Origin of the sequence: Streptomyces fradiae ATCC 10745 = DSM 40063 (assembly GCF_008704425.1) — a bacterium.
Classification (GTDB): Bacteria; Actinomycetota; Actinomycetes; order Streptomycetales; family Streptomycetaceae; genus Streptomyces; species Streptomyces fradiae.
This window is the reverse complement of the sequence record NZ_CP023696.1, coordinates 6,450,782-6,475,266: the sequence shown is the minus strand read 5'-3', so window position 1 is coordinate 6,475,266 and position 24,485 is coordinate 6,450,782. Positions and strand designations below refer to the sequence as shown.

Below are 24,485 nucleotides of genomic sequence, written 5' to 3'. Positions count from 1 at the left end.
CGACCGCGGCGGCGTGACGAAGGGTTCGACATGGCGAACACTCTGACGAGCGCGGGGGCCCGGCTCTGGTCCCCCGCCCGGCAGCGGTCGTTCCGGCTGCTGTGGATGGGCCAGTCCCTGTCCCTGCTCGGCGACGGCTTCAGCTACATCGCGTTCTCGTGGATCACCCTGAGCCTCACCGGCTCGACGCTGACGCTCGGGTGGGTGCTGGCGTGCCAGGCGGTGCCGAGGGCGGTGCTGACGCTGGTCGGCGGGTCGCTGAGCGACACGTGGTCCAGCCGGACGCTGATGGCCTTCTCGAGCTGGGCGCGGGCCGCGCTGATGGTGTCGGTGGGGCTGCTGGGGCTGGCCGGGTCCTTGACGGTGTGGCTGCTCTGCGTGGCGGCGGCGCTGTTCGGCGCGGTGGACGCGTTCTTCCAGCCGGCGCGGGCGTCGATCCTGCCGACGGTGGTCGGCAAGGAGACGCTGGCGCCCGCCAACGCCCTGCTGGGCGTCGGCGCCAAGGTGTCGGCCGTGCTGGGCCCGGCCGTGGGCGGCCTGGTGGTGGCCGTGACCGACGCGCCGGTGGCGTTCCTCGTGGACGGCGTCTGCTTCGCGCTGTGCGGGCTGTGCGTGTCCCGGATCAGGACGCTGCCGAAGGAGCCGGACGAGGACGGCGCGCGGGCCGGGGCGGCGGCGCCGGCCGCGTCGCTGGGCGCCCGCATCCGGGAGGGCCTGCGGTACGCGTGGGACGACCCGCGGATCCGTACGGTGCTGGTGGTGGACATGGCGGTGACGTTCTGCCACTCCGGCCCGTTCACCGTGGGGTTCGCGACGCTGGCGAAGATCGACCTGGCGGGCGGCTCGACGACGCTGGGCCTCCTCAACGGGGCCCTGGCGGGCGGGGCCATGCTGGGCGCGCTCGCGGGCGGCCTGGTCGGCGGCCGGCCGAGGGTCGGGCTGCTGATCGCGGCGCTGGCCGGCTGGCTCGCCCTCGGCATGGCCGTCCTCGGGACGGTCGGCGACATCGCGGCGGCGCTCGGCACGGTGCTGATGATGGGATTCGGCATCGGCTTCCAGGGCGTGTTCGGGGTGAGCTGGATCCAGCGGAACATCGACGGGGCGGTGCTCAGCCGGGTGATCTCCGTGGACATGGTCCTCGGGTACGCCGTCGCGCCCCTGTCGCTCGTCGTCTGCGGGGCGCTGGCCGGCTCCGGCGCGGGGCCGATGTTCGCGCTGACGGCGGTGCTGCTGACGGTGACCGGACTGGGCGTGCTCGCCTCGCGGACGGTGCGGGCGATGCGCTGAGCGGCGGTGCGGGCGCCGCGCCGAGCGGCGCCGGCGCGGGCGCGGGGACGCGCGCGTGGACCGCACGGCCCCTCGGGGGCGGTGCGGTCCACGCGGCCGTGGCGGGCGGGCCGGTACCCGGGCCGGACGGGCCCGGACCGGACGGACCCCGGACCGGACGGGCCCCGGACCGGACGGGCCGTCAGGGGGCGAAGGCGACCGAGAACTCGCACAGCGCCGCCCGGCTGCTCCGCCCGGTCTTCGAGCCCAGGCTGGCGATGTGCTTCTCAACCGTGCGGGGGGAGATGTACAGCCGGTCGGCTATCTCCTTGTTGCCCAGCCGCTCCGGCAGGAGCTGGAACACCTCGTACTCGCGGACCGTGACGCCGAGCGCGCGCAGCTGCTCGGGGATGCGGCTGCTGCCGGAGCGGTGCTGGTGGACGGGGGCGCCGAGCCGGCGCAGCGCGGCGCGGCAGGCGTTGGTGACGGCGGGCACGGACGTCTGGTGGAAGTGGTGCTCCGCGCGGCGCAGCCAGGCGACCGGCTCGCCCCAGCCGTGCGCGTGGGCGTCCTCCGACAGCAGCCGCAGCGCCAGGTGCAGCGCCGTCGGGTACGGCTCGGCGGCGCGCAGCGCCTCGGCGGCGGCCTCCCCGGCCTCGGCGGCGCGGCCCTCCCGGCCCAGCAGCACGGCGTCGGCGAACAGCACGAACTGCCGGTTCCACCGCATGCGGCCGGGCGCGGTCGCCGCGATCTCCTCCTGCTCGGCCCGCCCGGCGTCCCCGGCCAGCACGTCGAGGAGGACGCCGATCCCGTACCGCCCGCTGAGGTAGTACGTGCTGGGGTTGGCGTGCTCCAGGTCGGCGACGTCGCGCAGGGCGCGGACGGCTCCGGTCCTGTCCTCCTCCATGAGGGCGCAGAAGGCGCGGGCGAGCCCGATGGTGAGCGGCTCCTCCTGCGAACCGGAGCCGTCCCAGTCGGCGAACGCGGCCAGGGCCCGCTCCATGGCGGCCCGGTCGCCCTGGTGGGCGGCGAGGGCGGCCTGGGCCATGAGCACGTACCGGCTGGCCGGGGCGAGGCGCAGGCGCTGGACGACGGCGAGGCACTCGTCGCCGGCGCGGCGGGCCGCGCCGAAGTCGGCGCGCAGCACGGCGTCGAGGACGAGGATGCCGTCGATGGTGTGGACGATGGTGGCCGAGCCGACCCGCAGGGCCTCGTCGCGGGCGGCGAGCAGCGGGCCCGTGCTGCCGTCGGTGAGCCAGTTGTTGCCGCCGATGCGGGTGAGCGCGTACATCCGCTGGAGGGGCAGGCGGTGCTGCTCCGCGGTGAGGAGGGCGGACTCCAGCAGGCCGGTGGACTCGTCGAAGTCCCGTTCGCGGGCGAGGGTGGCGAGGAGTTCCCACGCCTGGCAGACGGCGGAGGGCAGGGCGTGGCGCTCGGCGGCCTGGAGGGCGGAGCGGGCCAGCTTCTCCGCCTGCTGGGTGCAGTCGGGGCCGGGGGTGTCGAGGGCCAGGTAGGCGGCGGCGACGTCGACGAGGGCGCCCGCCCTCTCGTCGGGGCTACGCCGCAGCAGGGCGCGGGCGTGGGCGACGGCGCGGTTGCCGTCCTCCCAGCGGCCTGCGGTGTGGGCGACCTTGGCGAGGCGGGTGTGGAGGACGGCGAGCCGGGAGACCGTCAGGTCGGTGCCGGCCAGGGCGTTCAGCTCGCGCGCGAGGCTGAACGCCCGGCCGAAGTCGCCGGTCTCGGCGAGCGCGGGGAGCAGCGTCTCCAGCACCTCGGCGCGGCGGACGGCGTCGCCGCTGTCGGCGAGCAGCCGTTCGGCGCGGGAGAGCAGGGTGACGGCGGAGCTGATCGCCCCGGCGGCCAGGGCGCGCCGCCCGGCCTCGGCGAAGAGGCGTCCCGCCTCGGTGACGTCGCCCTCCTCGGAGCGGAGCCCGGCGGCGAGCTGGCACCAGTCGCCCTCCAGTTCCGGGTGGAGGGCCTGCACGGCGGTGGCGGCGCGGCCGGCGAGCTCGGCGCGGCGGCCGGGGGTGAGCTGGGTGAACAGCGCCTCGACGGTGAGCGGATGGCGGAAGGCGTACCAGTCGGGGGCGGGCTCGTCGGGGACGACGAGCCGGGAGGCGACCCCGGCGTGCAGGTGGCTGAGGAGCTCGCGGTCGTCGGCGCCGGTGACGTGCTGGAGGACGGTGAGGGGGAAGCGGCGGCCGATGACGGCGGCGGCGGAGAAGAGGTCGCGCCCCCGCGGCCCGAGCCGGTCGATGCGCTGGAGGAGGCCCTTGGCCATGGAGGTGGAGACGTCGCCGCGCAGGTCGCCGACGACCTTCCAGCCGTCGTCGCCGTTGACCAGCGATCCGCTGGTGATCATGGATTGGAGCCGCTCCTCGGCGAGGAGGGGGCTGCCCGCGCTGTCCTCCCACAGCCGGTCGAGGGCGGGCGCCGGCACCCCGGCCGGGTCGGTGCCGAGCTGGGAGGCGGCGAGTGCGGCGACCTCGGCGCGGGTGAGGGGGGCCAGGTCGAGGGTGGTGCCCACGCGCCGCCAGCGGGCCGACTCGGCCAGGTCGAGGGCGTCGCAGGGCTCGGTGCGGATGGTGGCGACGAGCAGGACGGGCGCCTGGTCGAGGTTGTCGACCAGGTACTCGACGACGGCCAGCGTCTCGGGGTCGGCGTCGTGCAGGTCCTCCAGGAGCAGCAGCGTCCCGCGGTCCCGGCCGGTGGCGATGAGCAGCCGGAGCACCGCCTCACCGAGGACGATCATGGAGCTGCCGGCCGGGACGTCGCCGCCCCAGTCGGGGATCAGCCGCCCGAGGACCGGCCGGTAGGGGCCGAGCGGCAGGTCGTCGAGGGGTTCGCCGCCGCGGAAGAGCGACATCAGGGCCTCGGTGAGGGGCCGGAAGGGGACGGCGGGGCCGGTGGTGGTGCTCCGGCCCCGCAGTACCCGCATCCCGTGGTCGACGGCCATGCCGACCGCCTCGGCGGCGAGCCGGGTCTTGCCGATGCCCGCCTCGCCCACGAGGAACACGCCCCGCCCGCGCTGTGCGCACGCGTCGGTCAACGCACCGGCGAGTTCCCGCAGATGGAGGTCACGTCCGACGATGTGCGGAACATGTGAACGCATGAGCGCATGCTAGTGCTCACCGCTGCGAACCGGTCAACGGGTGCGGAAGCCGCCCCTTCCGGCCGGGCCGCCCCGCCGCGGGGGCGGCGCCCGTGTCAGCCCTGCGCGTTGGGGGCGGAGACGCTGGTGTCGAAGGAGCTGAGGGTGATGACGATGCCGCTGGTGAGGACCATTCCGGACAGGGCGCGGGCGCGGGCGCAGGCCCGGTTGCGGCCGGAGAGGGCGATGCCTCCGGCGGGGTCGGCGGTGCGGGCGGTCGCCCGGGCCGTGGCGCGGGCTCTGGCGGGAGCGGCACCGGGGGTCGCGGCGGCCGGGGCGGCGGGGGCGGCGGCGGTCGCGGGCGCTGCGGGGGCGGAGGACGCGGCGGCGGGGGCCGCGCCGGACGGCTCGGAGGCCGCGGGCGTCGCGGGCGTTTCGACGGAGAGGACGGCGGCGGTGGCGGTGGCGGACGGGGCGGTGGCGGGCGTGTTCCGCATGGCAGTGGTCGCCTTTCTGTCGCGTGGGGTCGCGGTGGGTCGCGGGAGGGGTGCGGGAGATGGCGCGGCGGTGCGGAGGTGGTGCGGGTGTCGCGTGGTGCGGTGGTCCGGGAGGCGGCCGGTGGTGGTCAGCCGCGCGGCCGGGTGCCGAGGAGGAGGACGGAGGGGACCTCGTCCGGGAAGGCCAGCCGGAGCAGCTGGTGGCCGATGCCGGAGAGGCCGGTGAGGAGACCGGGCGAGGGGACGTGGCCGGGGGTGCCGCAGCGGTGGCCGTACTGCTCGATGCCGCCCAGCACCTCGCCGGTGCGGCGCGTGAGCGCGTCGCGGGCGCCGTCGTGCCCGCGCCCGGCGAGCTCGGCCAGCAGCTCCAGCTCGCCGAGCGCCCCGTGGCGCAGGCTCAGGTCGGCCGGGGGACCTGCGGCGTCCAGCCGGCGGACCCAGTGGTCGGCGTCGGCGAGGGCGCCCTCGGCGGGCGGCAGCGCGTCCAGGGCCGCCAGGGCGACACCGGACGCGCCCGCGTACCAGCCGGACGCGCGCCCCGCCGGGTCCGCGCCGGGCGCCCCCGCCCGGTCCGGGCCGGTCCCCCGGTCAGGCCCGGTCACCCGGTCAGGGCCGGTCGCCCGCCCCGCGGGAGCCGAACCGGTCAGGTGCCCCGCCGGGCGCGGGAGGGCCGTGAGGGCGGACCGCAGCAGGGCGGTGCCGACGGAGGTGTACGGCTCCGGGGCGGGCCCGCTCGTCCCGGCCGGCTGCGCGGGCCGGGCCGCCGCGTACCGCAGCAGGGCCCATCCCGTCCCGGCGTCGCCGCGCGCGAAGCCGGGGTCGCCGGTCGGCTTCGCCGCCGCGCCGGCCAGCCGCCCGGCCAGCCGCCGGGCGAGGGCGGCGGCGCCGGGTGCCGCTCCGGTGCGGTGGGCGGCCAGGGCCGCGGCCAGCGCGCCGGCGAGGCCGTCCGCCAGTCCGGTGGGCGGGTCGTCGTCAAGGCCGCCGGGACCCTCGGCGTGCGTCGCCCGCTCGAGGGCGCCGAGCGCGGTGGGCAGGGCCTCGTACAGGCCCTCGTCGAGGAGCGGGGCGAGCCGGGCGGCGGCGTAGACGACGCCGCCCAGTCCGTGGAGCGCACCCGGCCCGGCGGCGGCGCCCAGCCCGGGGTCGCCGGCGAGCGCGGCCAGCAGCCCCGGCAGGGGGCGCAGGGCCCGCCGGGCGAGGTCGGTGTAGCGCCGGGCCCCGGCGAGCGCGCCGAGCTCGGCGAGGAACAGCGCGACCCCGCAGTACCCCTGGGCCAGCCCGGCGCCCATCGGCAGGACCGCCCAGTGGCCGGGGGCGACCTCCTCCAGGCCCAGCCAGTTGACGCGTCCGTCCCCGTGCACGGCGCGGGCGGCGATCTCGTCGGCGATGCCGCAGGCGGCGCTCAGCAGGCGTGACGCGTCGGGTGCCACGGGCGTCGCGGGGCGCACGGACAGCTCCGAACGGGGCGCCCGCGTGCCGGTGTTGGCGTGGGAGACGGCGAGTGTGGCGTTGACGATCCACTCCTGGTCGTAGCGGTCGACCTCGCCCATCGCGGCGATCTTGTCGCGGGCGGCGTCCAGGGCGGGGCGCGGGAGGAGACCGTCGAGGCGGGTGCCGCGCGCCGTCCACACGGCGGACAGGGCGGGGCGGTGGGCGAAGAAGGGCACGTCGCCGGCCCACAGGTCGGCGATCTCGTGCTCGACGAGGCGCTGCCGGGCGGGGTCCAGCTCGGATTCGCTCCACAGCAGGGAGAACACCGACTCCCGGGCGAGGGCGTCGCCGAGGACACCGGGGTGGGTGGACTCCTCCAGCAGGGTGGCGTAGAGGCGGGTGGGGCGGGCGATGAGCCGGCCGCGTCCGTCCGCCCAGCGGTCGAGGAGGCCGCCGAGCAGCTCGTCGCGGTGGGCGGCGATGGTGCCGTACGCGTCCCGGAACCCCTCCAGCAGGGCGGCCCGGTGGTCGGCGTGGCGGACGGGGCGGCCCTCGGGGACGGGCCGGTTCTGCGCGGCGGCGCTGGGCACCGGGCCGCGCACCATGCGCATCTCGTCCGTGCCGGCCGCCTCCCAGCGCATGCCGTCGCTGGGGTACGCCTCCCCGTCGGCGCCGCCGAGCCCGGAGATGTCGAGGGCGCCGTTGTCGCCGATGAGCAGGCTGGGCAGCAGGCAGGTGCGGTGGACGGAGACGCGCAGGGCCTCCGCCGCCGGGTCGGGGCCGGCGGTCGCCGCCTGCGGGAGGTCGGCGTGGAGCAGCGTCTCGGCGTCCACGAGGAGCGGCTGGTCGCCCTGGGCGATGACGTTCTCGTAGTGCATGTCGACGGCGTCGAGCGCGTACAGCAGGGCGAGCAGCGCGCCCTGGCGCCGGTAGAACCGGTCGAGTTCGAGCGGGGTGCGGCACCAGCGGTGCTCGATGAACTCCATCCAGCCGTGGCCGGAGCGGAGCAGGGTGCGGGGCGTGCGCAGGGCGAGGCCGGGCGCCTTCGCGTTGAGCCAGGCCACGGCCCGGTCGAGCAGGACGTGCTGGTCCAGGGGGCGGGGCTTGTAGACGACGGTGCGTCCATCCGCGAACCGCAGCAGGGCGACGGACCGGCCGCCCTGGTGGGCGTCGCCCCGGTCGAGGTCGACGCGGACGAGCGGGCCGGGGTCGGCGCCGTCGCACAGTCCGGCGACGATGGCGGGGCGGTCCTCGGCGTAGCGGCCGAGGAGTTCGGCGGTGGCGGACGCCGTGTGGAGGCAGGTCTCGCCCAGCATGCGGGCGAGCACCGGGTAGCGGCCGAGCAGGGCGGCGAGGGCGCCGGGGGCGCGCAGGCCGTCCAGGAAGGAGGCGAAGCGCTCCTCGGGGGTGGCCCCGGCGAGCAGCCCGGTGTCGCGGGCCCGGTGCAGTTCGGTGACGAGGGTGCGGGCCGCCTGGTGGGCGAGCCGCCCGTCCAGCAGGGCGGTGAAGGCGGTCCGGGCCGCGGCGGTGTCGGCGGGCACCGTACTCAGGGCGGTGGCCGCGCCGGGCAGGGCGGCGGCGGCCGCCCAGGCGGCGGCGACCAGCGGCCGGAGCACCGGCGCGAACACGTCCGCCCCGGCGGCGGTCCGCGTCTCCCCCCGGCCCGCCGGGCCGCCGGGCGCACCCTGCCCCGCCGGGCCGTCCCCATGGGCCCGGCCGCCCCGCTCGCCGCCGCCCCGCTCGCCGTCGTACGCGCCGTCGGCAGCGCCGTCACGGGCGCCCGTCCCGCCGCCGGGGGCGCTCTCGCCGGCGCGGCCGGTCAGGGCGCCCTCCACGAAGCGGGCCCACTCGGGCTTGCCGGTGCGGGCCGCGAGGCGGCCGGCCGGTTCGGCCGCGAGGGCGAGGGCGGTGTCCTCGCCGACGCCGAGCGAGGCCAGCCGGCCGGTGAAGCCGTCGGCGTCCCCGATGCCCCACGGCACCCGTGTCCGCGCGCCGGGCGCGGGGGGCGCCGCGGGGGCGTCCGGCGCGGCCAGCCGTTCCCGCAGGGTGAGGCCGGGGGCCCACCAGGCGGCGGGCAGCGGGCCGAGCCGGGTTTCTCGGGCGAGGGCGGTGTCAGTCACGGGAACGAAGCTCCCAGAGCCCGGCGCCGGGCACATGGGGGCCGGTCCCCCATATTCTGCGCGGGCACCCCCACCCCCGGCGCGACGGCCGGGGGAGCCTCCGGTACGACGGCCGCGTACACGAGCGCGTGCGGCGGCGGGCCGGGCCCGTGCGCGTACGGGGGCCGGACGGCCCGGCAGACCGCGCCACCAGCGCGAACGGCCACACTCCCCGGCGGCACGCGGAGCGCCCGGACCGGCCGGGGGCGGCCGGGAGGCGGCCGGGGCAGCCGGGGCAGCGGCGCGCACGGCCGGCGACGGCACGGCCCCGCTCGCACCCTCCGCGGCCGACGCGCACGACGGCGCGCACGACGGTGCAGGTCGGCCCGCCGCCGACGGTACGGACGCCCCCGCGCCCCGCATGGGCGCGGCCCCCGCGGACGCCCCGCCGACCCGGCGCACCCGCCCCGCCCGACAGCGCTCCCGCCCCCCCCTGCCGGCCGCCCCACTCCGCCCGGACCCACCCCGCCCGGCCTGACCGGACCCGCGACTCCCGCCCCCCAACCACGCACCCGGGCCCGCCCACCTCGGCCCGCTCGCCCACCTCGGCCCGCCCGTCCGACGCGCCTCGCCCGTCCACCGCCCCCCGCCCCACCCGTGCCGCGCCGTGCCGCGCCGTACCGGTGCCGTGCGTGCCCGTCCGCCCCGCCCCCGTCCCCACCCGGTCCGCCCGCCTGGCGGGAAATGTGGGGGCGGGAGCCCGATGTACGGCCGGGTACGGCGGCCTGACGCTGGGTGCAGTGCCTCAACCACGTCGCATGTTTGGAGGACTCGGTGGGAGAACCCGTGCTCGTCAGCGTCGTCGCCCTGGACCCGGTGCTGGAGGCCGGCATCCGGAGCACTCTGTCGGCGTGTCCGGAGATCGCCCTCACCACCGCGGCCGGCGAGCCGCGGGTCGTCGTGATGACCGTCGACCAGGTGTCGCCTTCCGAGCTGGACGCCCTCCGGTCGGTCCGTGAGGCCCCGTCGCAGCCCGAGGTGGTGCTCGTGGCCAGCCGGCTGGCGCCCGGTGACGCCCTGCACGCCCTGGCGGCCGGGGCGCGGGGCCTGCTGCGCCGCTGCGAGGCGGACGCGGCGCGGCTCACCCGCGCCGCGCTGGCCGCCGCCCGCGGCGACTGCACCCTCCCGCCCGACCTGCTGGACCGGCTGCTCAGGCACGCCGAGGCGGGCGGCGCGGGCGCCGACGGGGCGTCACCCGCGTGGGCGGGGGCGAGCCTGGACGACCGGGAGCGCTCGGTGCTGCGGATGGTGGCGGACGGCCACGAGACGAACGAGATCGCGCGGCGCCTGTGCTACTCGCCGCGCACGGTGACGGCGGTGGTGCACGACATCACGCGCCGGTTCAGGCTGCGCAACCGGGCGCACGCCGTCGCCTACGCGCTGCGGACGGGCCTGCTGTGACGGCCACCGTCGCGCAGACCCCGCCGGCCCCCCTCGCGCAGGCCCTCGCCGCCCGGCCCCTCCTTGCGCCGACCCCCCTCGCACCGCCCCCACCGGCCATCCCGACCCCACCGGCCATCCGAACCCCACCGCCCCCACCGCCTCCACCGGCCCCACCGGCCATCCAGACCGCGCCGCCCCCACCGGCCCCGCAGACCTCCCCCGCGAAGGCGATCCCCCACGCGGGCGAGCGGACAGGTGCCGGGATACGGGTGCGGGTCCTCCCGGCGACCGGGCGGCTCGCGGCGACCGGCCGGGTCGGGGCGATGCTGCGGCAGGCGGGCATCGATCCGGCCGGCGGGCCGGGCGGGGTCACCGTGGCGGTCACCGCGACGGTCGAGGAGGCCGTGGCGCTGCGTTCCGGGCCGGGCGACCGGTTCCTGGCGGTGTGCGACACCGTCTCGCCGTCCGGGCTGCGGGACGCGCTGCGGGCGGGCGTGCGCGCCGTGCTGCGCTCCTCCGACCTGACGCCGGAGCAGCTGGCGGCGGCGGTGTACGGGGCGTGGCACGGCGACGGCCGCGTCCCGTACTCGGCGCTGGTACAGCTGCTCGGCGGGGCGAGGGCGGCGGACCCGCCGCGCCTGACGCCGCGCCAGCAGTCGGTACTGGCGCTGATGGCGGAGGGACACGGGAACGCGGTGATCGCCCAGACGCTGTCGTGCTCCCCGCACACGGTGAAGAACACCGTGTACGAACTGATGGGCCGCCTCCAGGCCCGCACCCGCGCCCAGGCCGTGGCCTGCGCCGTCCGGTGGAGTCTCATCTGATTTCTTTGCGCCAAATAGAGGGGCTTTTCAGTCGATTAACCCCTTTGTTCACCGTGTCGTCATGCACGAGCCGTCCCGATGGATATTACTTCCTATTGACCCGGACTTTGCGGTGTCTTGGTGCACGAGGGGCCCGTGGTAGCGGGGATGGGAGGGACGGCACATGCGCGCACACGCTTCGGTCAGGACGGCTCCGCCCGCCGTCCTGACCCTCCTCGTGCTGCCCCTCTCCGTGCTGGTCCTCGTCGGCGTGCACCTGCTGGTCCTCGCCGCCCCGGCGCAGAGCCGCACCGCCGGGCCGTACGCGGGCCCCGAGGGCCAGCGGGTGCACGCACCGTCCGCCGCGCAGCAGGCGGGCGCCGGGTTACGGGAGTGCGAGCAGCACGGGGCGAGCGTCAGCGGCGCCCTGCGCGACCGCAACCGGCCCCGTACGGGCGCCCACGCGCTCCTGCCTCCGGTGTCCTCCCGCCCCGCCTGCGCCGAGGAGCTGGCGGCGGACCACCTGCGGGCGGGGCCGTGCCCCCTGCCGCACCGCGAGAGACCGCGTGCCGCGCGCTCGCTGGCCGACCTCCAGGTCTTCCGCTGCTGACGGGCGCCGACCACCAGGCCCCGTCTCATCGGTCCGACGCGCAACCGCCGCGCGCCAGGAGGAAACCCCTATGCAGCCCCTCATCGACAACGCCCGTACGTTCGGACAGCGCCCTGAGGAGTTCGCCAAACTCGCCGAGGGCCAGTCGCCCGAGGTCCTCTTCATCACCTGCTCCGACTCGCGGGTCGTCCCCGCCCTGATCACGGGCGCCCGCCCCGGCCAGCTCTTCGAGCTGCGCACCGCGGGCAACATCGTCCCCCCGTACACCTCGGGCCGCCCCACCGGCGAGGCCGCCACCATCGAGTACGCCGTGGAGGTCCTCGGCGTGCGGGACGTGGTCGTGTGCGGCCACTCCCACTGCGGCGCCGTCGGCGCGCTGGTGCGGGGCGACGACCTCAGCGCCGTACCGGCCGTGCGCGAGTGGCTGGCGCACGCCGCGCCGGAGCCGACGCCGGGGCGGCCCGACGACCCGGCCGTCGCCGACGCCGTGCAGCACCACGTCCTCGCCCAGCTCCTGCGGCTGCGCTCGTACCCGTGCGTGGAGCAGCGGCTGCGGGACGGCCGGGTGAGACTGCGCGGCTGGTACTACGAGGTGCACACCGGGTCCGTGCGGGAGCACCGCGCGGGCAGCGACACCTTCGAGTCGCTGTGATGCGGGCGAACACCGTGCCGGCCCGCTTCCCCCACCTGCGGCAGGACTTCGCCGCGTCGCTCGTCGTGTTCCTCGTCGCCGTGCCGCTGTGCCTGGGCGTCGCGGTCGCCTCCGGTGTTCCGGCCGAACTGGGGCTGGTCACCGGGATCGTGGGCGGCCTGGTCACCGGCCTGATGCGCGGCAGCAGCATCCAGGTGTCCGGGCCGGCGGCGGGCATGACCGTGCTCGTCTTCGAGGCCGTCACCGAGTTCGGCGTGGCCGCCCTCGGTGTGATCGTGCTGCTGGCGGGCCTCGTCCAGATCGCCCTGGGGGCCCTGCGGTGGGGCCGCTGGTTCCGGGCGATCTCGGTGTCCGTGGTGGAGGGCATGCTCGCCGGCATCGGCCTCGTCATCATCGCCGGACAGGTCTACGCGGCGGCCGGGGTGGAGGCCCCGGCATCCGGTCTGGGCAAGATCGCCGGCCTGCCGGGCGCGATCGTGGAGGTGGCCGGCAGCCGTACGGCCCTGGTGTCCCTCGCGGTCGGCGCGGGCACCATCGCCGTGGTCGTGCTCTGGCAGCGGCTGCCGGAGCGGGTGCGCGCGGTACCGGGCGCACTGGCCGCGGTCGTCCTGGCCACGGCCGCGACCCAGCTGCTCGGGCTGCCGATCGCCACCGTGGAGGTGGACGGGCTGCTGGGCGCCGTCCAGCCGATCGGCCTCGACGCGTTCGGCCGGCTCGGGGACGTCGCCCTGCTGGGCACGGCCCTCGCCTTCGCGCTGATCGCTTCTGCGGAGTCGCTGTTCAGCGCGGCCGCCGTGGACCGGCTGCACGACGGCCCGCGTACGCGCTACGACCAGGAGCTGATCGCTCAGGGCACCGGCAACGCGGTCTGCGGTGTGCTCGGTGCGCTGCCGATGACGGCGGTGATCGTGCGCAGCTCCGCCAACGTGCAGGCCGGGGCGAAGACGAAGGCGTCGCGGGTGCTGCACGGCGTGTGGCTGCTGCTGTTCGCCGCGCTGCTGCCCGCCACGCTGGGGCTGATCCCGCTGGCGGCGCTCGCGGGCATCCTCGTCCACGCGGGGTGGAAGCTGATCCCGTTCCGCGCGGTCGCCTCGCTGTGGCGGGCGCACCGGGGGGAGGCGCTGATCCTGGTGGTGACGGCCGTGGCGATCGTGGCGGTCAACATGTTCGAGGGCGTGCTGATCGGTCTCGCCCTGTCCGTGGCGAAGGCCGCGTGGGACGCCTCGCACATCAGGCTGACGGTCGTCGACAAGGGCGTCGGCCCCGTCCAGGCCCACCTGTCGGGGAACGCGACGTTCCTGCGGCTGCCGAAGATCCTCGACACCCTGGAGGCACTCCCCCACGACCGGCCGGTGGAACTGGACCTGTCGGGCCTGCACCACCTCGACCACGCCTGCCGCACGGCGCTGGAGAACTGGTCGGAACGTCACAGCACACTGCTCACGGCCCCGCCGAAACCCGCGGAGCCGTCGACCTTGTGACCCCACGACGGGGCCCGGCGCGCCGGGCCCCGCCCACCCGGCCACCCGGCCACCGACGGCCTTCCGGGCCCGTCAAGGCCGGACACCCTCGAGCGCGGTGCGGGACGGCGGTCCCCCACCGCGGCCGGTGCCGCCCCCGCCACACGGAGGGCGGCGTTCCATAGGGGCCGGGCGGCGGGATACGGACTGACTGGTAATCAGGACACCTCCCCCGCACGGCCGCTCGACGCCACGGCCCGGCGGCGCTCCGCGTCCGGGATGATGGGCGGTATGACGAAGCCGGACGAGCCGCTCACGGCGACCACCCCGCGCGTCGTGCGGCGCCCGGTGCTGTCGCAGCGGTGGATGGATGTGACGTTCCTGCACTGGCCGGTGCCCCCGGCCGCGGTGGCGCCGCTGCTACCGCCCGGCACGCGGCCCGACGTGCTGGACGGCTCGACGTACGTGGGGCTGGTGCCGTTCCGCATGGAGGCGGTGGCGTTCGGGCGGGGCCCCGGCCTGCCGTACCTGGGGACGTTCCCCGAGACGAACGTACGGCTCTACAGCGTGGACGACCGGGGTCGGCGCGGGGTCGTGTTCCTGAGCCTCGACGCGGGCCGGCTGCTGCCGGCGCTGGCCGGGCGGGCCGCCTTCCGCCTGCCCTACCACTGGGCGTCGGCGCGCGTCCGGCGGGCGGGCGACCGCCTCGCCTACACCGGCCGCCGCCTGACGCCGGGCCGGGCGGCCGGCTACCGCCTGGCGGTGGAGGTGGGCGACCGGCTGGACGCTCCGGACGAGCTGGAGACCTTCCTCACCGCCCGCTGGGGCCTCCACGTGGACTGGTACGGCCGGACGCTGTACCTGCCGAACGACCACCCGGCCTGGCCGCTGCACTCCGCGCGTCTCCTGCGGCTGGAGGAGGACCTGATCAGCGCGGCGGGCCTCCCCGCCCCCGAGGGCCCGCCCCTCAGCGTCCTGCACGCCCCGGGCGTCCCCGCCCTCTTCGGCGCCCCGGCGGCGGTGTAGCGGGACTGCCGGCGGTCACCCGGCCCGTGGGCGGGCACCGCCCAGGCTCTCGCGGTGCAGGCTCCGAGCTGCCACCGAGCGGCGCCGGCCCCGCCGCGCGGCGCGCCCCAGGTGGGTGGGTCCGTGGGGCGGGTGCGGGGTGCGGCTTATGCTCGGCGGGTGGACACGGCGAAGTGCACCCAGTGCGGGGCGATCGGCCTCGAACCAGGATTCATCGAGGACGACGGCGAGCACTCCAGTGGATTCGCCCGCTGGATCGCCGGGCCTCTGGAGCGCGGCTTCCTCGGCGGGGCCAAGCGGATGGGCCGCCCCCGCTGGCAGATCGACGCCGGCCGCTGCCCCCGGTGCGGCCACCTGGAGCTGTTCGCGCACGAACGGGCCTGACCCTGCGGCCGGGGAGCCGGTGCCCGTGTCCGAGGGGGTGCGGCCCGAACGTGCGGCTCGGCTCGCGTACGACGTGGGTCGGCGTGCGAGGCCCGCCCCTGGTGCTTCGCCGTGCGGCGCGGCCGCGTGGGCCGGGCGAGCCGGCGCGTCCGGGTGCCGTGGCGCCGGGATGCTCCGGGTGGAGTGGCCGGTGTGGCGGGCGGGTGGTCACAGGGCGGTCAGTGTCTGGGGGGACAGCACTTTGATCATCGTGTTGGTCCAGCGCATCTGGCGGAGCGTCCGCGGGTGGCAGTCGGTCACCAGCCCCAGCAGCGCCTCGTCCCTGGCGGCCTGTGCCGCCTGGGCCAGCATCTCCCAGTACACCGAGTTCCCCGCGGCGGCCAGGTGGAGTCGGCGCAGGTCCCACAGGAGGAGCAGGCCCGGTTCCGGGCGGTCGCCGAGCGCCTCGGCGGCCTTCTCCCGCAGGGTTGCCAGGGGTCCGGCCGGTGGGGGGCCGCCGGGGCTGTCCGGGCCGAAGAGGCGCACGTCCCGGTCGGCGGCCGTCTCGGCGAGCCGGTCGGCGTGTGCGCGCGACCAGCCGGCGAGGTCGATGGCCACGTGGCGGACCTCGTGTTCGGTGCTGTGGCGTTCGCCCGCCGCCACCAGGTGGCGGGCGAGACTCCGTTCGCCGTGGTGCAGGGCGCGCAGGGTGAGGGCGATGCCGTTCACGCGCGGTCTCCTCCGTACTCGTCCCAGGGCAGGGGGCCGGACTCGGTCACGTACGCCGACGGCCCTCCGACGGTGGTGCGGGCCCGAGGGGCGGTGCCGGGGGCGCCGTCGACCGGGGCGGACGCGGTGGTCGTGGGGGCGGGCGCCGCGGTGCCGTCGCCGCGCTCGACCAGCGTGAGCGCCGCCGCGGCCGTCTTGAACAGCGGCTGCTTGGAGACCGGGTCCCAGTCGGTGACGGTGGCCTCGTTCGCGGCCCGCCCCGGCACGCCCTCGGCGGGGCCCTGACCGGACGGCGTGTCCCAGTAGCCGTAGTGGAACGGCACGAACAGCAGGCCGGGCCGGATGGCGGTGATCCGCAGCCGCCCCCGCAGCGCGCCGCGCGCAGTGGCCACCTGGACCAGGTCGCCTTCGGCGAGCCCGTGCGCGGCGGCGTCGGCCGCGGACGCCTCCACCCACACGTCGGGCGCCGCGCCGTCGAGCTGCGGGGCGCGGCCCGTCTTCGTACGGGTGTGGAAGTGGTAGAGGGTGCGGCCGGTGGTGAGCTGGAACGGGTACCGCTCGTCGGGCTCCTCGTGCGGCGGCAGGTAGTCGGCGGCCTTCAGCATGGCCTTGCCGTCCGGGTTGAGCGCCCGGTACTCGACGGCCTCCGTCGCCGCGCCGGTGACCAGGTCCTTGCCGTACGTCTCGCAGACGTCGGGCGCGGCCCAGGTGACGCCGTCCGTGTAGAGCCGGGGCGTGCCGCGGGGGGCGCCCGTGTGGCAGGGCCACTGGATGCCGCTGCCCCCGCGCAGCCCTTCGTAGGTGATGCCGGTGTAGTCGCAGGGCCGGCCCGCGCTGCAGCGCTTCCACGCCTCGAACGCCGACTCCGGGTCGTGCCAGTCGACGAGCGGTCCTCCGTCCTTGTCGCGGAAGTCCATGCGGGCGGCGTAGTCGAGGAACACGTCCAGGTCGGCTCTGGCCTCGCCGGGCGGGTCGACGGCCTTGTCGGAGAGGTGGACGGTCCGGTCGGCGTTGGTGAACGTGCCGGTCTTCTCGCCCCAGGTGGCCGCGGGCAGGACGACGTCGGCGAGGCGCGCGGTCTCGGTGGGGAACAGGTCCTGCACCACGACGAACAGCCGGTCCTGGGCGAGGACGGAGCGGATGCGGCGCAGCTCCGGCAGGGACACCGCCGGGTTGGTGCCGCTGATCCACAGCATGCGGACGGTGCCCTGCTCGGCGTAGCGAAACATCTGCATGGCGTGGGTGGGCGGCCCGTGGTGCGGGATGGCCGACGGGTCGACGTTCCACACCCTCGCCAGGTCGGCGACGTGCTGGTCGTTCTGCCAGTTGCGGAAGCCCGGCAGGTCTCCGTCGGCGCCGCACTCGCGGGTGTTCTGGGCGGTCGGCTGGCCGTTCATCTGGAGGACCCCGGCACCGGGGCGGCCGAGCATGCCGCGCAGCAGGTGCAGGTTGTTGATCTGGACGGCGGCGGCGGTGGCCTGGTGCGACTGGTACACGCCCTGGAGGACCGTGGACAGCAGCCGGGCGGCCGTGCCGAGCACCTCGGCGGCTTCGCGGATGCGGGCGGCGGGGACGTCGCAGATCCGCGCGGCCCACTCGGGGGTGGTCCCGGCGACGCGCCGCGCCAGCTCCTCGTAGCCGACCGTGTGCGCGGCGACGTACGCGTGGTCGACGCGGTCGGTGCGGACGATCTCGTGCAGGAGGGCGTTCAGCAGGGCCGCGTTGGTGCCCACGCGGGGCGCCAGATGGACGTCCGCCAGCCGGGCCACGCGCGTGGGGCGGGGGTCGACGCACACCAGGCGCGGCGGATCGGCGCCGTCCAGCCGGTCGAGGACCCTCATCCACTGCACGGGCTGCGTCTCGGCGATGTTGTGGCCGAACAGGGCGATGGTGTCGGCGTGGTCGATGTCGTCGTACGTCCCCGGCTGGCCGTCGCAGCCGAACGACTCCTTCAGCGCCTCGGCGGCGGTCGAGGTGCACAGCCGGGTGTTGCCGTCGAGGTGGTGGGTGCCGATGCCGGCGCGGGCGATGACGGCGAGGGTGTAGTACTCCTCCAGGAAGAGCTGGCCGCTGGTGTAGAAGCCGATCGAGCCGGGACCGCGTTCCTCCAGCAGCTGCCGGGTGCGGCCGGCGATCCGGCCCATGGCCGTGTCCCAGTCGCTCTCCACGAGCCGGCCGCCCTCGCGGACGAGGGGGCGGGTGAGGCGGTCCGGTGAGGCGTTGGCCTGCCATCCGAACAGGTCCTTCGGTCCGAGCCGTCCGTGGTTGACCCGGTCCACGGCCCGGCCGCGCACCCCGACGATGCGGCCGTCCCGCACGGCGACGTCCATCGCGTCGCCGTCCGAGTGCAGGATCGACGCGGACTGCACCCAGCGCTGCACCGCCGCCTGGTCGAGGCCGTCGGCCAGGTACGTGTCGACGCGTACGGGCCAGGTGCCGCCCCGTGCGTACGGGGTGCGACCGCCCCAGGGTTCGGCGATCCGGTCGACGTGCCCACCCATGCGCGCTCCCACTCCGATCGGCGTCCTCGCGTTCCCGGCGCCCGCCGGGCCGCGGGGGCACGGGGCGCCGAGGCATCCATCGGTACCCGGTGGTGGGGGCGTCTCACGCCCGGTCGGCTCGTTCCTCCCTCTGGTGGCACACCCCCTGGCAGGGCGCGTGACCGGCTCCCCGGCGGGACGACGGCGGGCTCCCGCCTGGCGGCGGGGCGGCGCGCGTCCGCGCCCGGTGCGGCGCCTCGGGGCAGGGCGCGCGTCCGGCATCCGGCGGCGTGCGCCGGGCCCGGCGGCGCTCACCGCCCGCAGGGGCGCGGCCCGGCTCAGGGGCGGACCCGGCGGCTGCGGCGGCGGGGAGGGGGCGCCGGCCGGGCCGCGGAACGTGCGCCTGACGGTGCCTCACGTGCCGGCGGTGTCAGTGCGGCCTGCGAGGCTGGCGGGTATGACGACATGGAAGCTGCGGGACATCGAGGCGGCGCTGCGGGCCTCCTGGGCCGCCGACACCTGCTCGCCCGACGACGTGGAGCGCGCGCCGTGGACGGGGGGCAACCCGAGCCGGGGGCACTGCGACGTCACGGCGCTCGTCGTGCACGACCTGCTGGGCGGCGACCTCGTGTACGGCGAGGTGTGGCTCGGCGGAGGGCGGCTCGGCTACCACTGGTGGAACCGGCTGCCCTCCGGCGCGGAGGTCGACCTGACGCGTGAGCAGTTCCGCGACGGCGAGACCGTGACCGGCGCGCGTACGGTGGAGCGGCCGGCGGGCCGGCTGCCCCACCGCTGGGACGCGTACCTGCGCCTGCGGGAGCGCGTCGAGCGGCGGCTGGGCCCGCTGCCCGCGCCGCCCGCCGCGTAGCCGGAGCGGCGCGTCCCCGGTGCCCGGCCGGCCCACCTGCCCGCCGGGCACGCGGTCCACGCGACCGGGACGGGGCCGTTCGCGGCGGTGGTCCGGGAGTTCCCGGCGGTCCTGCCTAAGGCCCGGACGGCCCTGCGCGGGGCGGGGCCGTGGGGGGCCGGATCACCCGGCACGTCGTCCCGGCCGGGGCGGGCGAGACCGGTGGACGGGCCGGGGGCCTGGTGGACGGGCCGGGGGCCTCGCGGGCGCGGCCTCGGCACGGCCGGGGCCGGGGGCCCGGGCACGAAGCCGACCGGGCGAGCGGGCGGGGCGGCGCGCCCGGGGAGCCCGGGCCGGCTCGGTGGCGCGGGCAGGGGGCGGGCGCCCCGGGGGGCGGGGTCAGAGGCAGCAGGGCGGGGTGGGGCGGCCGCTGGTCGCGGCGCGGTACTGGAGGTCCTGCACCTCAGGATGGCGGACCACCCGGAACGGCAGCTCCACCGCCGCGGCCGTGCGCCCGTCCCGTACGGCCGCGCCGGAGACCCGGCCCGTGCGCAGCGGCACCACGACGGGCGTCGTCCCCGCCGGGACCGGCCGGCTGGTGGTGACGGCGCCGGTGGTGACGTCGAGGGTCGCCGGGCGGGTGAGGAAGGCCAGGACCTCCACCGTGTCGCGGGCCGGCTCGCTGCTCCCGCGCAGCGTCATCAGCCGGGTCTGCCCGCCGGTCGGGCGGGCGTCGGCAAGGTGGGGGCGGGCGGTGAGGTACAGCGTGTCGCGGACGATGGCGGGCCATCTGCCGGTCTTGAACCGGGTCAGGTAGTAGGAGGTGAGGTCGAGATAGGCGTGGCCGTTGTGCTGCGACGGGGCGATGTGGGTGGTCTCGGAGTAGTCGTTCCAGGTGGTGAGCTGCACCCAGTCCGCGCCGCCGGCGATGGCCCGCTCCCAGGTGGCGCGGAGCGTGCCGGTGTTCCCGGCCTCGTCGTACACACCCTGGTTGGGCCGGGCGTCCTGGACGGCCACGGGCTGCATCCAGATCTTGCCGAGGCGGTGCGCGGCGCGGGCTTGGCGGCCGGGGTCCTCCGGCGGGGTGTGGGTGCGCACCCCCCAGTCGGAGAAGCCGTGGCTGATCGGGGCGAACTCCTCGTGACTGGCGTCGAAGTCGAGGAAGACGGGGACGAACGCGGTCCGCAGGCCGTGCCGGGCGCGCAGGTCGTCGAGGACACCGGACCACCAGGCGGCGCTCCTCGCCTCCGCCTTGAAGGGGGAGACGACGAGGCGCCCGTCGGGCAGCCGGTGCGCGGCGGGGCTGCGGGCCAGCTCGGCGAGGGCGTCGGCGATCTCGCGGGGGCCCTCGGTGGTGAGGGACGCCATGTCCGGCATCAGCACGATGCGGAAGCCGGGATCCACCGCGTGGGCGGCCTCCAGCAGCATCCGGCAGCGCTCCCAGTTCCGGCCGGCGAGGGACAGCACGTCCAGGGTGAAGCCGTCGAGGCCGGCGTCGCGGGCGGTGCGCACCTCCTGCCGGAGGTTGGCCGCCTCCCAGTCGCCGTCCTGCGGGCGGACCGGCCGCGGGCGGTCGCGCAGCAGGCCGCCGTACGCGCGGTGCTTGCCGTTCTCGCCGTGCGGGGCGAGGTAGTTGCGGGCGTAGTAGTCGCGGTGGGGTTCCTCGTTGTCGAGGGAGAGCGGGTACGGGGTGAAGTAGTGCGCGAACACCATCCTGCCGCCGGCGCGCAGGGCGGCGCGGTCCGGCATGTCGAAGGGGAGCGCGGTCGTGGCGGACGCGCGGGTGTCGCCGCCGGGGCCCCCGGGTCCGTCCGTGCCGCCGCGCGGGCTGTCCCAGGCGGCGGCCAGGCCGGCGCACAGGACGGCGAGGAGGACGCCGACGGCCCCGGCGGTGAAGCCCCTTCGGCCGGTGCGGGAGCGGCGGTGGCGTCCGGCCCCGCCGCGGTGCGGTGGGGCATCCGCCCGCCGGGTGGGCGCCGCCCCGCCGTCGCGGTGCGGTCCGGCACCGCCCTGCCGCGGGCGCGGCGGCCCGGCCGGACCGGCGCCGCCTCCGCCCCGGCCGTCCCGGCCGCCCTCGCCGCCCTGTCCGTCCTGCCCGCTCTTCTCGGTACGCATCCCGGCCCCTCTCCCCCGCCCGCCGTGCGCGGCGCGCCGTACAGAAGTAGAGCGGATCGGCACGGACCGGACAACCGCCCGCCACGAACGGGGGAACGCCGGTCGGTGTGCGGGCGCGTGGGACGTACGCGGGCTCCCGGCAGGCGTTCCCGGGGCGGGGGCGGGTACGTTGGCGCGGGCGGGCACGTCGCGGCGCGCCGGAGCGTTCCGGGTACGAGGAGGAGAGCCGATGCGAGAGGCACCCAGGGCGCGGAGCGTGCTCAGCAGACTGGACCGGGCCGTGTTCGCGCAGGTGGCGAAGCGCACCTGGCCCGCGGCCGAGCCCGTGCTGCCGCGGCTGAGCCGCAGCGCGAACCGGGGCGTGCTGTGGTTCGGCATCGCCGCCGGGATGTGGGCGCTGGGCGGGGCGCGCGGCAGGCGGGCCGCGATGCGCGGGGCGGCGTCGCTGGCGCTCGCCTCCTTGACGGTGAACACGCTGGCGAAGGGCGCGGTCGGGCGGCAGCGGCCGGTGCTGGACCGGGTGCCGCTGCCGCGCCGCCTGCCGCGCCAGCCGCTGACCACGTCGTTCCCGTCGGGCCACGCCGCGTCGGCGGCGGCCTTCACGGCGGGTGTCGCCCTGGAGTCGCGGGGCATGGGCGCGGCGCTGGTGCCGGTCGCCGCCTCGGTCGCGTTCTCCCGCGTCTACACGGGCGTCCACTACCCGAGTGATGTGCTGGCGGGCATGGCGCTGGGGGCGGGTGCGGCGTTCGCGGTACGCGGGCTGGTGCCGACGCGTGATCTGGTGCCGGTGCCCGCGCGGCCGCGCGCGAAGGTGCCCGCCCTGCCGGACGGGGACGGTCTGGTGGTCGTGGTGAACCCGTCGTCGGGCGCGGGGACGCATCTGGTGGACCCGGCCTCCCAGATCGCGGCGCTGCTGCCGAAGGCGGAGGTGCTGCTGTGCGGGGAGGGCGGCGGCTCGCTGCCGGACCTGCTGGAGACCGCGGCGGCCGAGGCGGCCCGGCGGGGCGGGGTGTTCGGGGTGTGCGGCGGCGACGGCACGGTGAACGCGGCGGTGGCGCCCGCCCTGCGCAACCGGGTGCCGATGCTGGTCCTGCCGGGGGGCACGTTCAACCACTTCGCCGCGGACCTGGGGGTGGACTCGGTGGCGGACGGGTGCCATGCCCTGGCGCACGGGCACGCGGTGCGGGCCGACGTGGGGCGTGTCCGGCCGCGCGGCCGGGGGGCCGGTCGGGAGCCGGTGTACTTCGTCAACACGTTCAGCCTGGGCGTGTACCCGGAGCTGGTGCGGCTGCGGGAGCACTGGTCGCCGCGGATCGGCGGCCCGGCGGCGACGCTGCTGGGCGCCGCGCGCGTGCTGCGCACGGCGACCCCGCTGGAGGCGGAGGTGAACGGCGGGCCCCGCTCCATGTGGTTCCTCTTCGCCGGGAACGGCGTCTACCGCAGCGTGGGACTGGCGCCGCTGCGCCGCCACGACGTGGCGGACGGGCTGCTCGACGTGCGGATCGCGCAGGCCGGGCGGCTGGCCCGGCCGCGGCTGCTGGCGACGGCGGCGGGCGGGCTCGCCCGTACGCGCCTGTACGCGGCGGCCCGCACGACGGGGCTGAGCGTGGCGAACCTGCCGGCGGGCACTCATATGGCGTACGACGGGGAGGTCGTCCCGGCCGGTCCGGAACTGGTGATCGACAAGCTTCCGGAGGCGCTGACCGTGTACCGGCCGCTCACCGACTGAACCGGGCGGCGGCGGGCGGGCCGAGGGTGCGTACCGCGTCCACGATCAGGTCCCAGTACGCGTCCACGTCCACGTCCACGCCGACGTACGCGTTGGGGCGGGCCCCGGTGACGCCGTCGAGGTCCACGACGGTGGCGCCGCGCGTGTGGGTGCCCGTCAGCTCGACGGCGACGGGCGCGTGGACGAGGGTCACCAGGTCCGGGGCGACGAGGTGGGCGACGGTGAGCGGGTCGTGCAGGGGCGGGGCGCGAAACCCGTACACCTCGCGGTAGGTGCCGGCGAACCAGGTCAGCAGCTCGGCGCAGACGTGGGCCAGGGGCGTGCCGAGGTCCCGGACGCGGGCGACGACCTCGGGGGTGGCGAGCGCGCGGTGGCTGACGTTGAGGCCGATCATGGTGATGTGCAGTCCGCTGCGGAAGACCACGTCCGCGGCCTCGGGGTCGGCGAGGATGTTGAACTCGGCGGCGGGCGTGCGGTTGCCGCGGCCGGTGGAGCCGCCCATGAGGACGATCCGCCCGACCCTGGACGCCGCGAGGTCCGGGTGGGCGAGCAGGAAGGCCGCGATGTTGGTGAGCGGCCCGGTCGGGACGAGGGTGACGGGCGCGGGGTGGGCGCGGAGCGTGTCGTGGAGGAACGTCACCGCGTCGCGGCCGTCGAGCGGTACGGCGGGAGCGCCGAACGCCGGTCCGTCCAGTCCGGACGCGCCGTGGATGTCGGGGGCGGTGATGCCCCGGCCCCGCAGGGGTTCGGCCATGCCGGCGGCGATCGGAACGCCCCGGATCCCGGCGGCGGTGCAGACGCGGCGGGCGTTGCGGGTGGTCTTCTCCACGGTCTGGTTGCCGGCCACCGTGGTGATCCCCAGCAGCTCGACACCGGGATGAGCTGCGGCGAGCAGGATGTTGAAGGCGTCGTCGTGCCCCGGGTCGCAGTCCAGGATCACGGGGATGGGCATGGGCTCTCCTGAAGATCCGTCGAGTAGGCCGAAAAGCACCGTTCGTCAACCTTGCCAACCCCCAGGGGCGCTCCTACATTCAACCCGTCGGTAACACCCGCGAGTAGGTATGGCGGTGCCACACCGCCCGCGGTCGCTCTCCGCTCACTTCTTCCCGCGCACCGCCGCGTCCCCCGGCGGCCCGCCTTCGAGCAGGTCTCCCGCTCCATCGACATCCGTGGCCGTCGGTCACCGCGGCCGTGGACACCAAGAGAGGGGATTTCTCATGAGACAGCCACCCGAGACCCACGCGGACGACGTCGTCGGCCGGATCCGGTGGAAGCGCTTCGCCGCACTGTCCGTGCCCGGCGTCGCCCTGACCGCCGCGCTCGGCGTCGCCCTGTCGAGCGGGGCGCTCGCGGCCTCCTTCGCCGTGTCGGGGCAGCAGTTCAAGGTGTCGGCGGACCGCCTCACCGGCGAGGGGTTCGCACAGTACGGGAGCATCGACACGAACGCCCGCGAGGAGCTGCTGCCGGTGGCGGTCACCGCCATCCGCAAGGCCGAGCTGCACAACCTGTGCCAGTCCGTCGTCACGACGCTGCCGGTCGTCGGGGACATCTCGCTGAACCTGACGGCCGGGAAGAAGAAGCCGGTCGAGGCCACGGGCCTGTTCGTGGACGCCACACAGCTCTCGGGCGACGCGGGCTTCAACAACATCGAGATCGGCCGCGACGCGTCCACCCTGGACAAGGGGCCCGAGGGCGCGCAGGGCATGCAGGACCTGTTCGGCCAGCAGGCGGACGACGTGACGATCACGGGCCTCCAGCAGGTGGCGTGGGCGACGAACGCCGGGACGTTCAAGCTGTCCGGCCTGAACATGAGGATCACCAAGGGCAAGAAGGAATGCTTCTGA

The 24,485-nt window shown here is 76.8% G+C and carries 18 protein-coding genes; 11 read left to right on the top strand and 7 right to left on the bottom strand.

The genetic code is table 11. The features are described 5' to 3' along the window. The first annotated feature begins 30 nt into the window (after nt 1-30). Nucleotides 31-1,287, top strand: coding sequence for an MFS transporter (locus tag CP974_RS28260; RefSeq protein WP_031130150.1), 1,257 nt, complete (start codon nt 31-33; stop codon nt 1,285-1,287). 181 nt (nt 1,288-1,468) lie between these two features. Here CP974_RS28260 and CP974_RS28255 read toward each other — a convergent pair whose 3' ends face one another. The 3 genes from CP974_RS28255 to CP974_RS30785 form a co-directional block, all read right to left on the bottom strand. After that, complete coding sequence (locus tag CP974_RS28255) at nt 1,469-4,378, bottom strand: helix-turn-helix transcriptional regulator (RefSeq protein WP_031130152.1); 2,910 nt, start codon at nt 4,376-4,378, stop codon at nt 1,469-1,471. Nucleotides 4,379-4,473: 95 nt separating this feature from the next. Further along, nucleotides 4,474-4,854, bottom strand: a complete 381-nt coding sequence (locus CP974_RS28250; RefSeq protein WP_037937363.1) for a hypothetical protein — start codon at nt 4,852-4,854, stop codon at nt 4,474-4,476. A 128-nt stretch (nt 4,855-4,982) separates the two neighbouring features. Then, a complete protein-coding gene (locus CP974_RS30785) occupies nt 4,983-8,405 on the bottom strand; it encodes a type 2 lanthipeptide synthetase LanM family protein (RefSeq protein WP_051839233.1) in 3,423 nt (1,140 codons plus the stop codon). A gap of 813 nt (nt 8,406-9,218) precedes the next feature. Here CP974_RS30785 and CP974_RS28235 point away from each other — a divergent pair. From CP974_RS28235 to CP974_RS28205, 7 genes are all read left to right on the top strand, one after another. Beyond that, nucleotides 9,219-9,845, top strand: coding sequence for a helix-turn-helix transcriptional regulator (locus CP974_RS28235; protein ID WP_031134353.1), 627 nt, complete (start codon nt 9,219-9,221; stop codon nt 9,843-9,845). Nucleotides 9,846-10,096: 251 nt separating this feature from the next. Continuing rightward, nucleotides 10,097-10,651: a LuxR C-terminal-related transcriptional regulator gene (locus tag CP974_RS28230; protein ID WP_223844521.1), complete on the top strand. Its 555-nt coding sequence runs from the start codon at nt 10,097-10,099 to the stop codon at nt 10,649-10,651. A gap of 163 nt (nt 10,652-10,814) precedes the next feature. Beyond that, nucleotides 10,815-11,240 carry a hypothetical protein gene (locus CP974_RS28225; protein WP_031134349.1) on the top strand — a complete coding sequence of 142 codons (426 nt, stop codon included), beginning with the start codon at nt 10,815-10,817 and terminating at the stop codon, nt 11,238-11,240. Nucleotides 11,241-11,310: 70 nt separating this feature from the next. Next, a complete protein-coding gene (locus CP974_RS28220; RefSeq protein ID WP_069979214.1) occupies nt 11,311-11,892 on the top strand; it encodes a carbonic anhydrase in 582 nt (193 codons plus the stop codon). Next, the gene (locus tag CP974_RS28215; protein WP_031134345.1) at nt 11,892-13,373 is read left to right on the top strand and encodes a SulP family inorganic anion transporter; all 1,482 of its coding nucleotides are present in this window, start codon (nt 11,892-11,894) and stop codon (nt 13,371-13,373) included. Before CP974_RS28220 ends, CP974_RS28215 begins: the two co-directional genes overlap by 1 nt. 270 nt (nt 13,374-13,643) lie before the next feature. After that, nucleotides 13,644-14,378, top strand: coding sequence for a YqjF family protein (locus CP974_RS28210; RefSeq protein WP_031134343.1), 735 nt, complete (start codon nt 13,644-13,646; stop codon nt 14,376-14,378). 159 nt (nt 14,379-14,537) lie between these two features. Continuing rightward, on the top strand, nt 14,538-14,762 hold the full coding sequence (locus CP974_RS28205) for a hypothetical protein (protein ID WP_031134341.1): 225 nt from the start codon (nt 14,538-14,540) through the stop codon (nt 14,760-14,762). Between the two features lie 207 nt (nt 14,763-14,969). On the opposite strand, the gene CP974_RS28200 is transcribed toward CP974_RS28205, so the two are convergent. Together CP974_RS28200 and CP974_RS28195 are read right to left on the bottom strand one after the other, a co-directional pair. Further along, entirely contained in the window at nt 14,970-15,470 is a 501-nt protein-coding gene (locus CP974_RS28200) for a hypothetical protein (protein WP_031134339.1), read from the bottom strand. Further along, complete coding sequence (locus tag CP974_RS28195) at nt 15,467-17,971, bottom strand: molybdopterin oxidoreductase family protein (protein WP_051839763.1); 2,505 nt, start codon at nt 17,969-17,971, stop codon at nt 15,467-15,469. The genes CP974_RS28200 and CP974_RS28195 overlap by 4 nt, the downstream gene beginning before the upstream one ends. A 436-nt stretch (nt 17,972-18,407) precedes the next feature. Here CP974_RS28195 and CP974_RS28190 point away from each other — a divergent pair, with 436 nt between their 5' ends. Then, nucleotides 18,408-18,818 (top strand): YunG family protein, encoded by a 411-nt coding sequence (locus CP974_RS28190; protein ID WP_031134335.1) that lies wholly within the window; start codon nt 18,408-18,410, stop codon nt 18,816-18,818. Nucleotides 18,819-19,196: 378 nt separating this feature from the next. Here CP974_RS28190 and CP974_RS28185 read toward each other — a convergent pair whose 3' ends face one another. Continuing rightward, a complete protein-coding gene (locus CP974_RS28185) occupies nt 19,197-20,912 on the bottom strand; it encodes a glycoside hydrolase family 71 protein (RefSeq protein ID WP_078915732.1) in 1,716 nt (571 codons plus the stop codon). A gap of 229 nt (nt 20,913-21,141) precedes the next feature. On the opposite strand from CP974_RS28185, the gene CP974_RS28180 reads away from it, so the two are divergent. Continuing rightward, nucleotides 21,142-22,641 carry a bifunctional phosphatase PAP2/diacylglycerol kinase family protein gene (locus tag CP974_RS28180; RefSeq protein ID WP_031133633.1) on the top strand — a complete coding sequence of 500 codons (1,500 nt, stop codon included), beginning with the start codon at nt 21,142-21,144 and terminating at the stop codon, nt 22,639-22,641. On the opposite strand, the gene CP974_RS28175 is transcribed toward CP974_RS28180, so the two are convergent. Then, entirely contained in the window at nt 22,631-23,593 is a 963-nt protein-coding gene (locus CP974_RS28175; protein ID WP_031133635.1) for a nucleoside hydrolase, read from the bottom strand. The two genes, CP974_RS28180 and CP974_RS28175, sit on opposite strands and share 11 nt — an antisense overlap. 265 nt (nt 23,594-23,858) lie before the next feature. Here CP974_RS28175 and CP974_RS28170 point away from each other — a divergent pair, with 265 nt between their 5' ends. Next, the gene (locus CP974_RS28170) at nt 23,859-24,485 is read left to right on the top strand and encodes a DUF6230 family protein (protein WP_031133637.1); all 627 of its coding nucleotides are present in this window, start codon (nt 23,859-23,861) and stop codon (nt 24,483-24,485) included.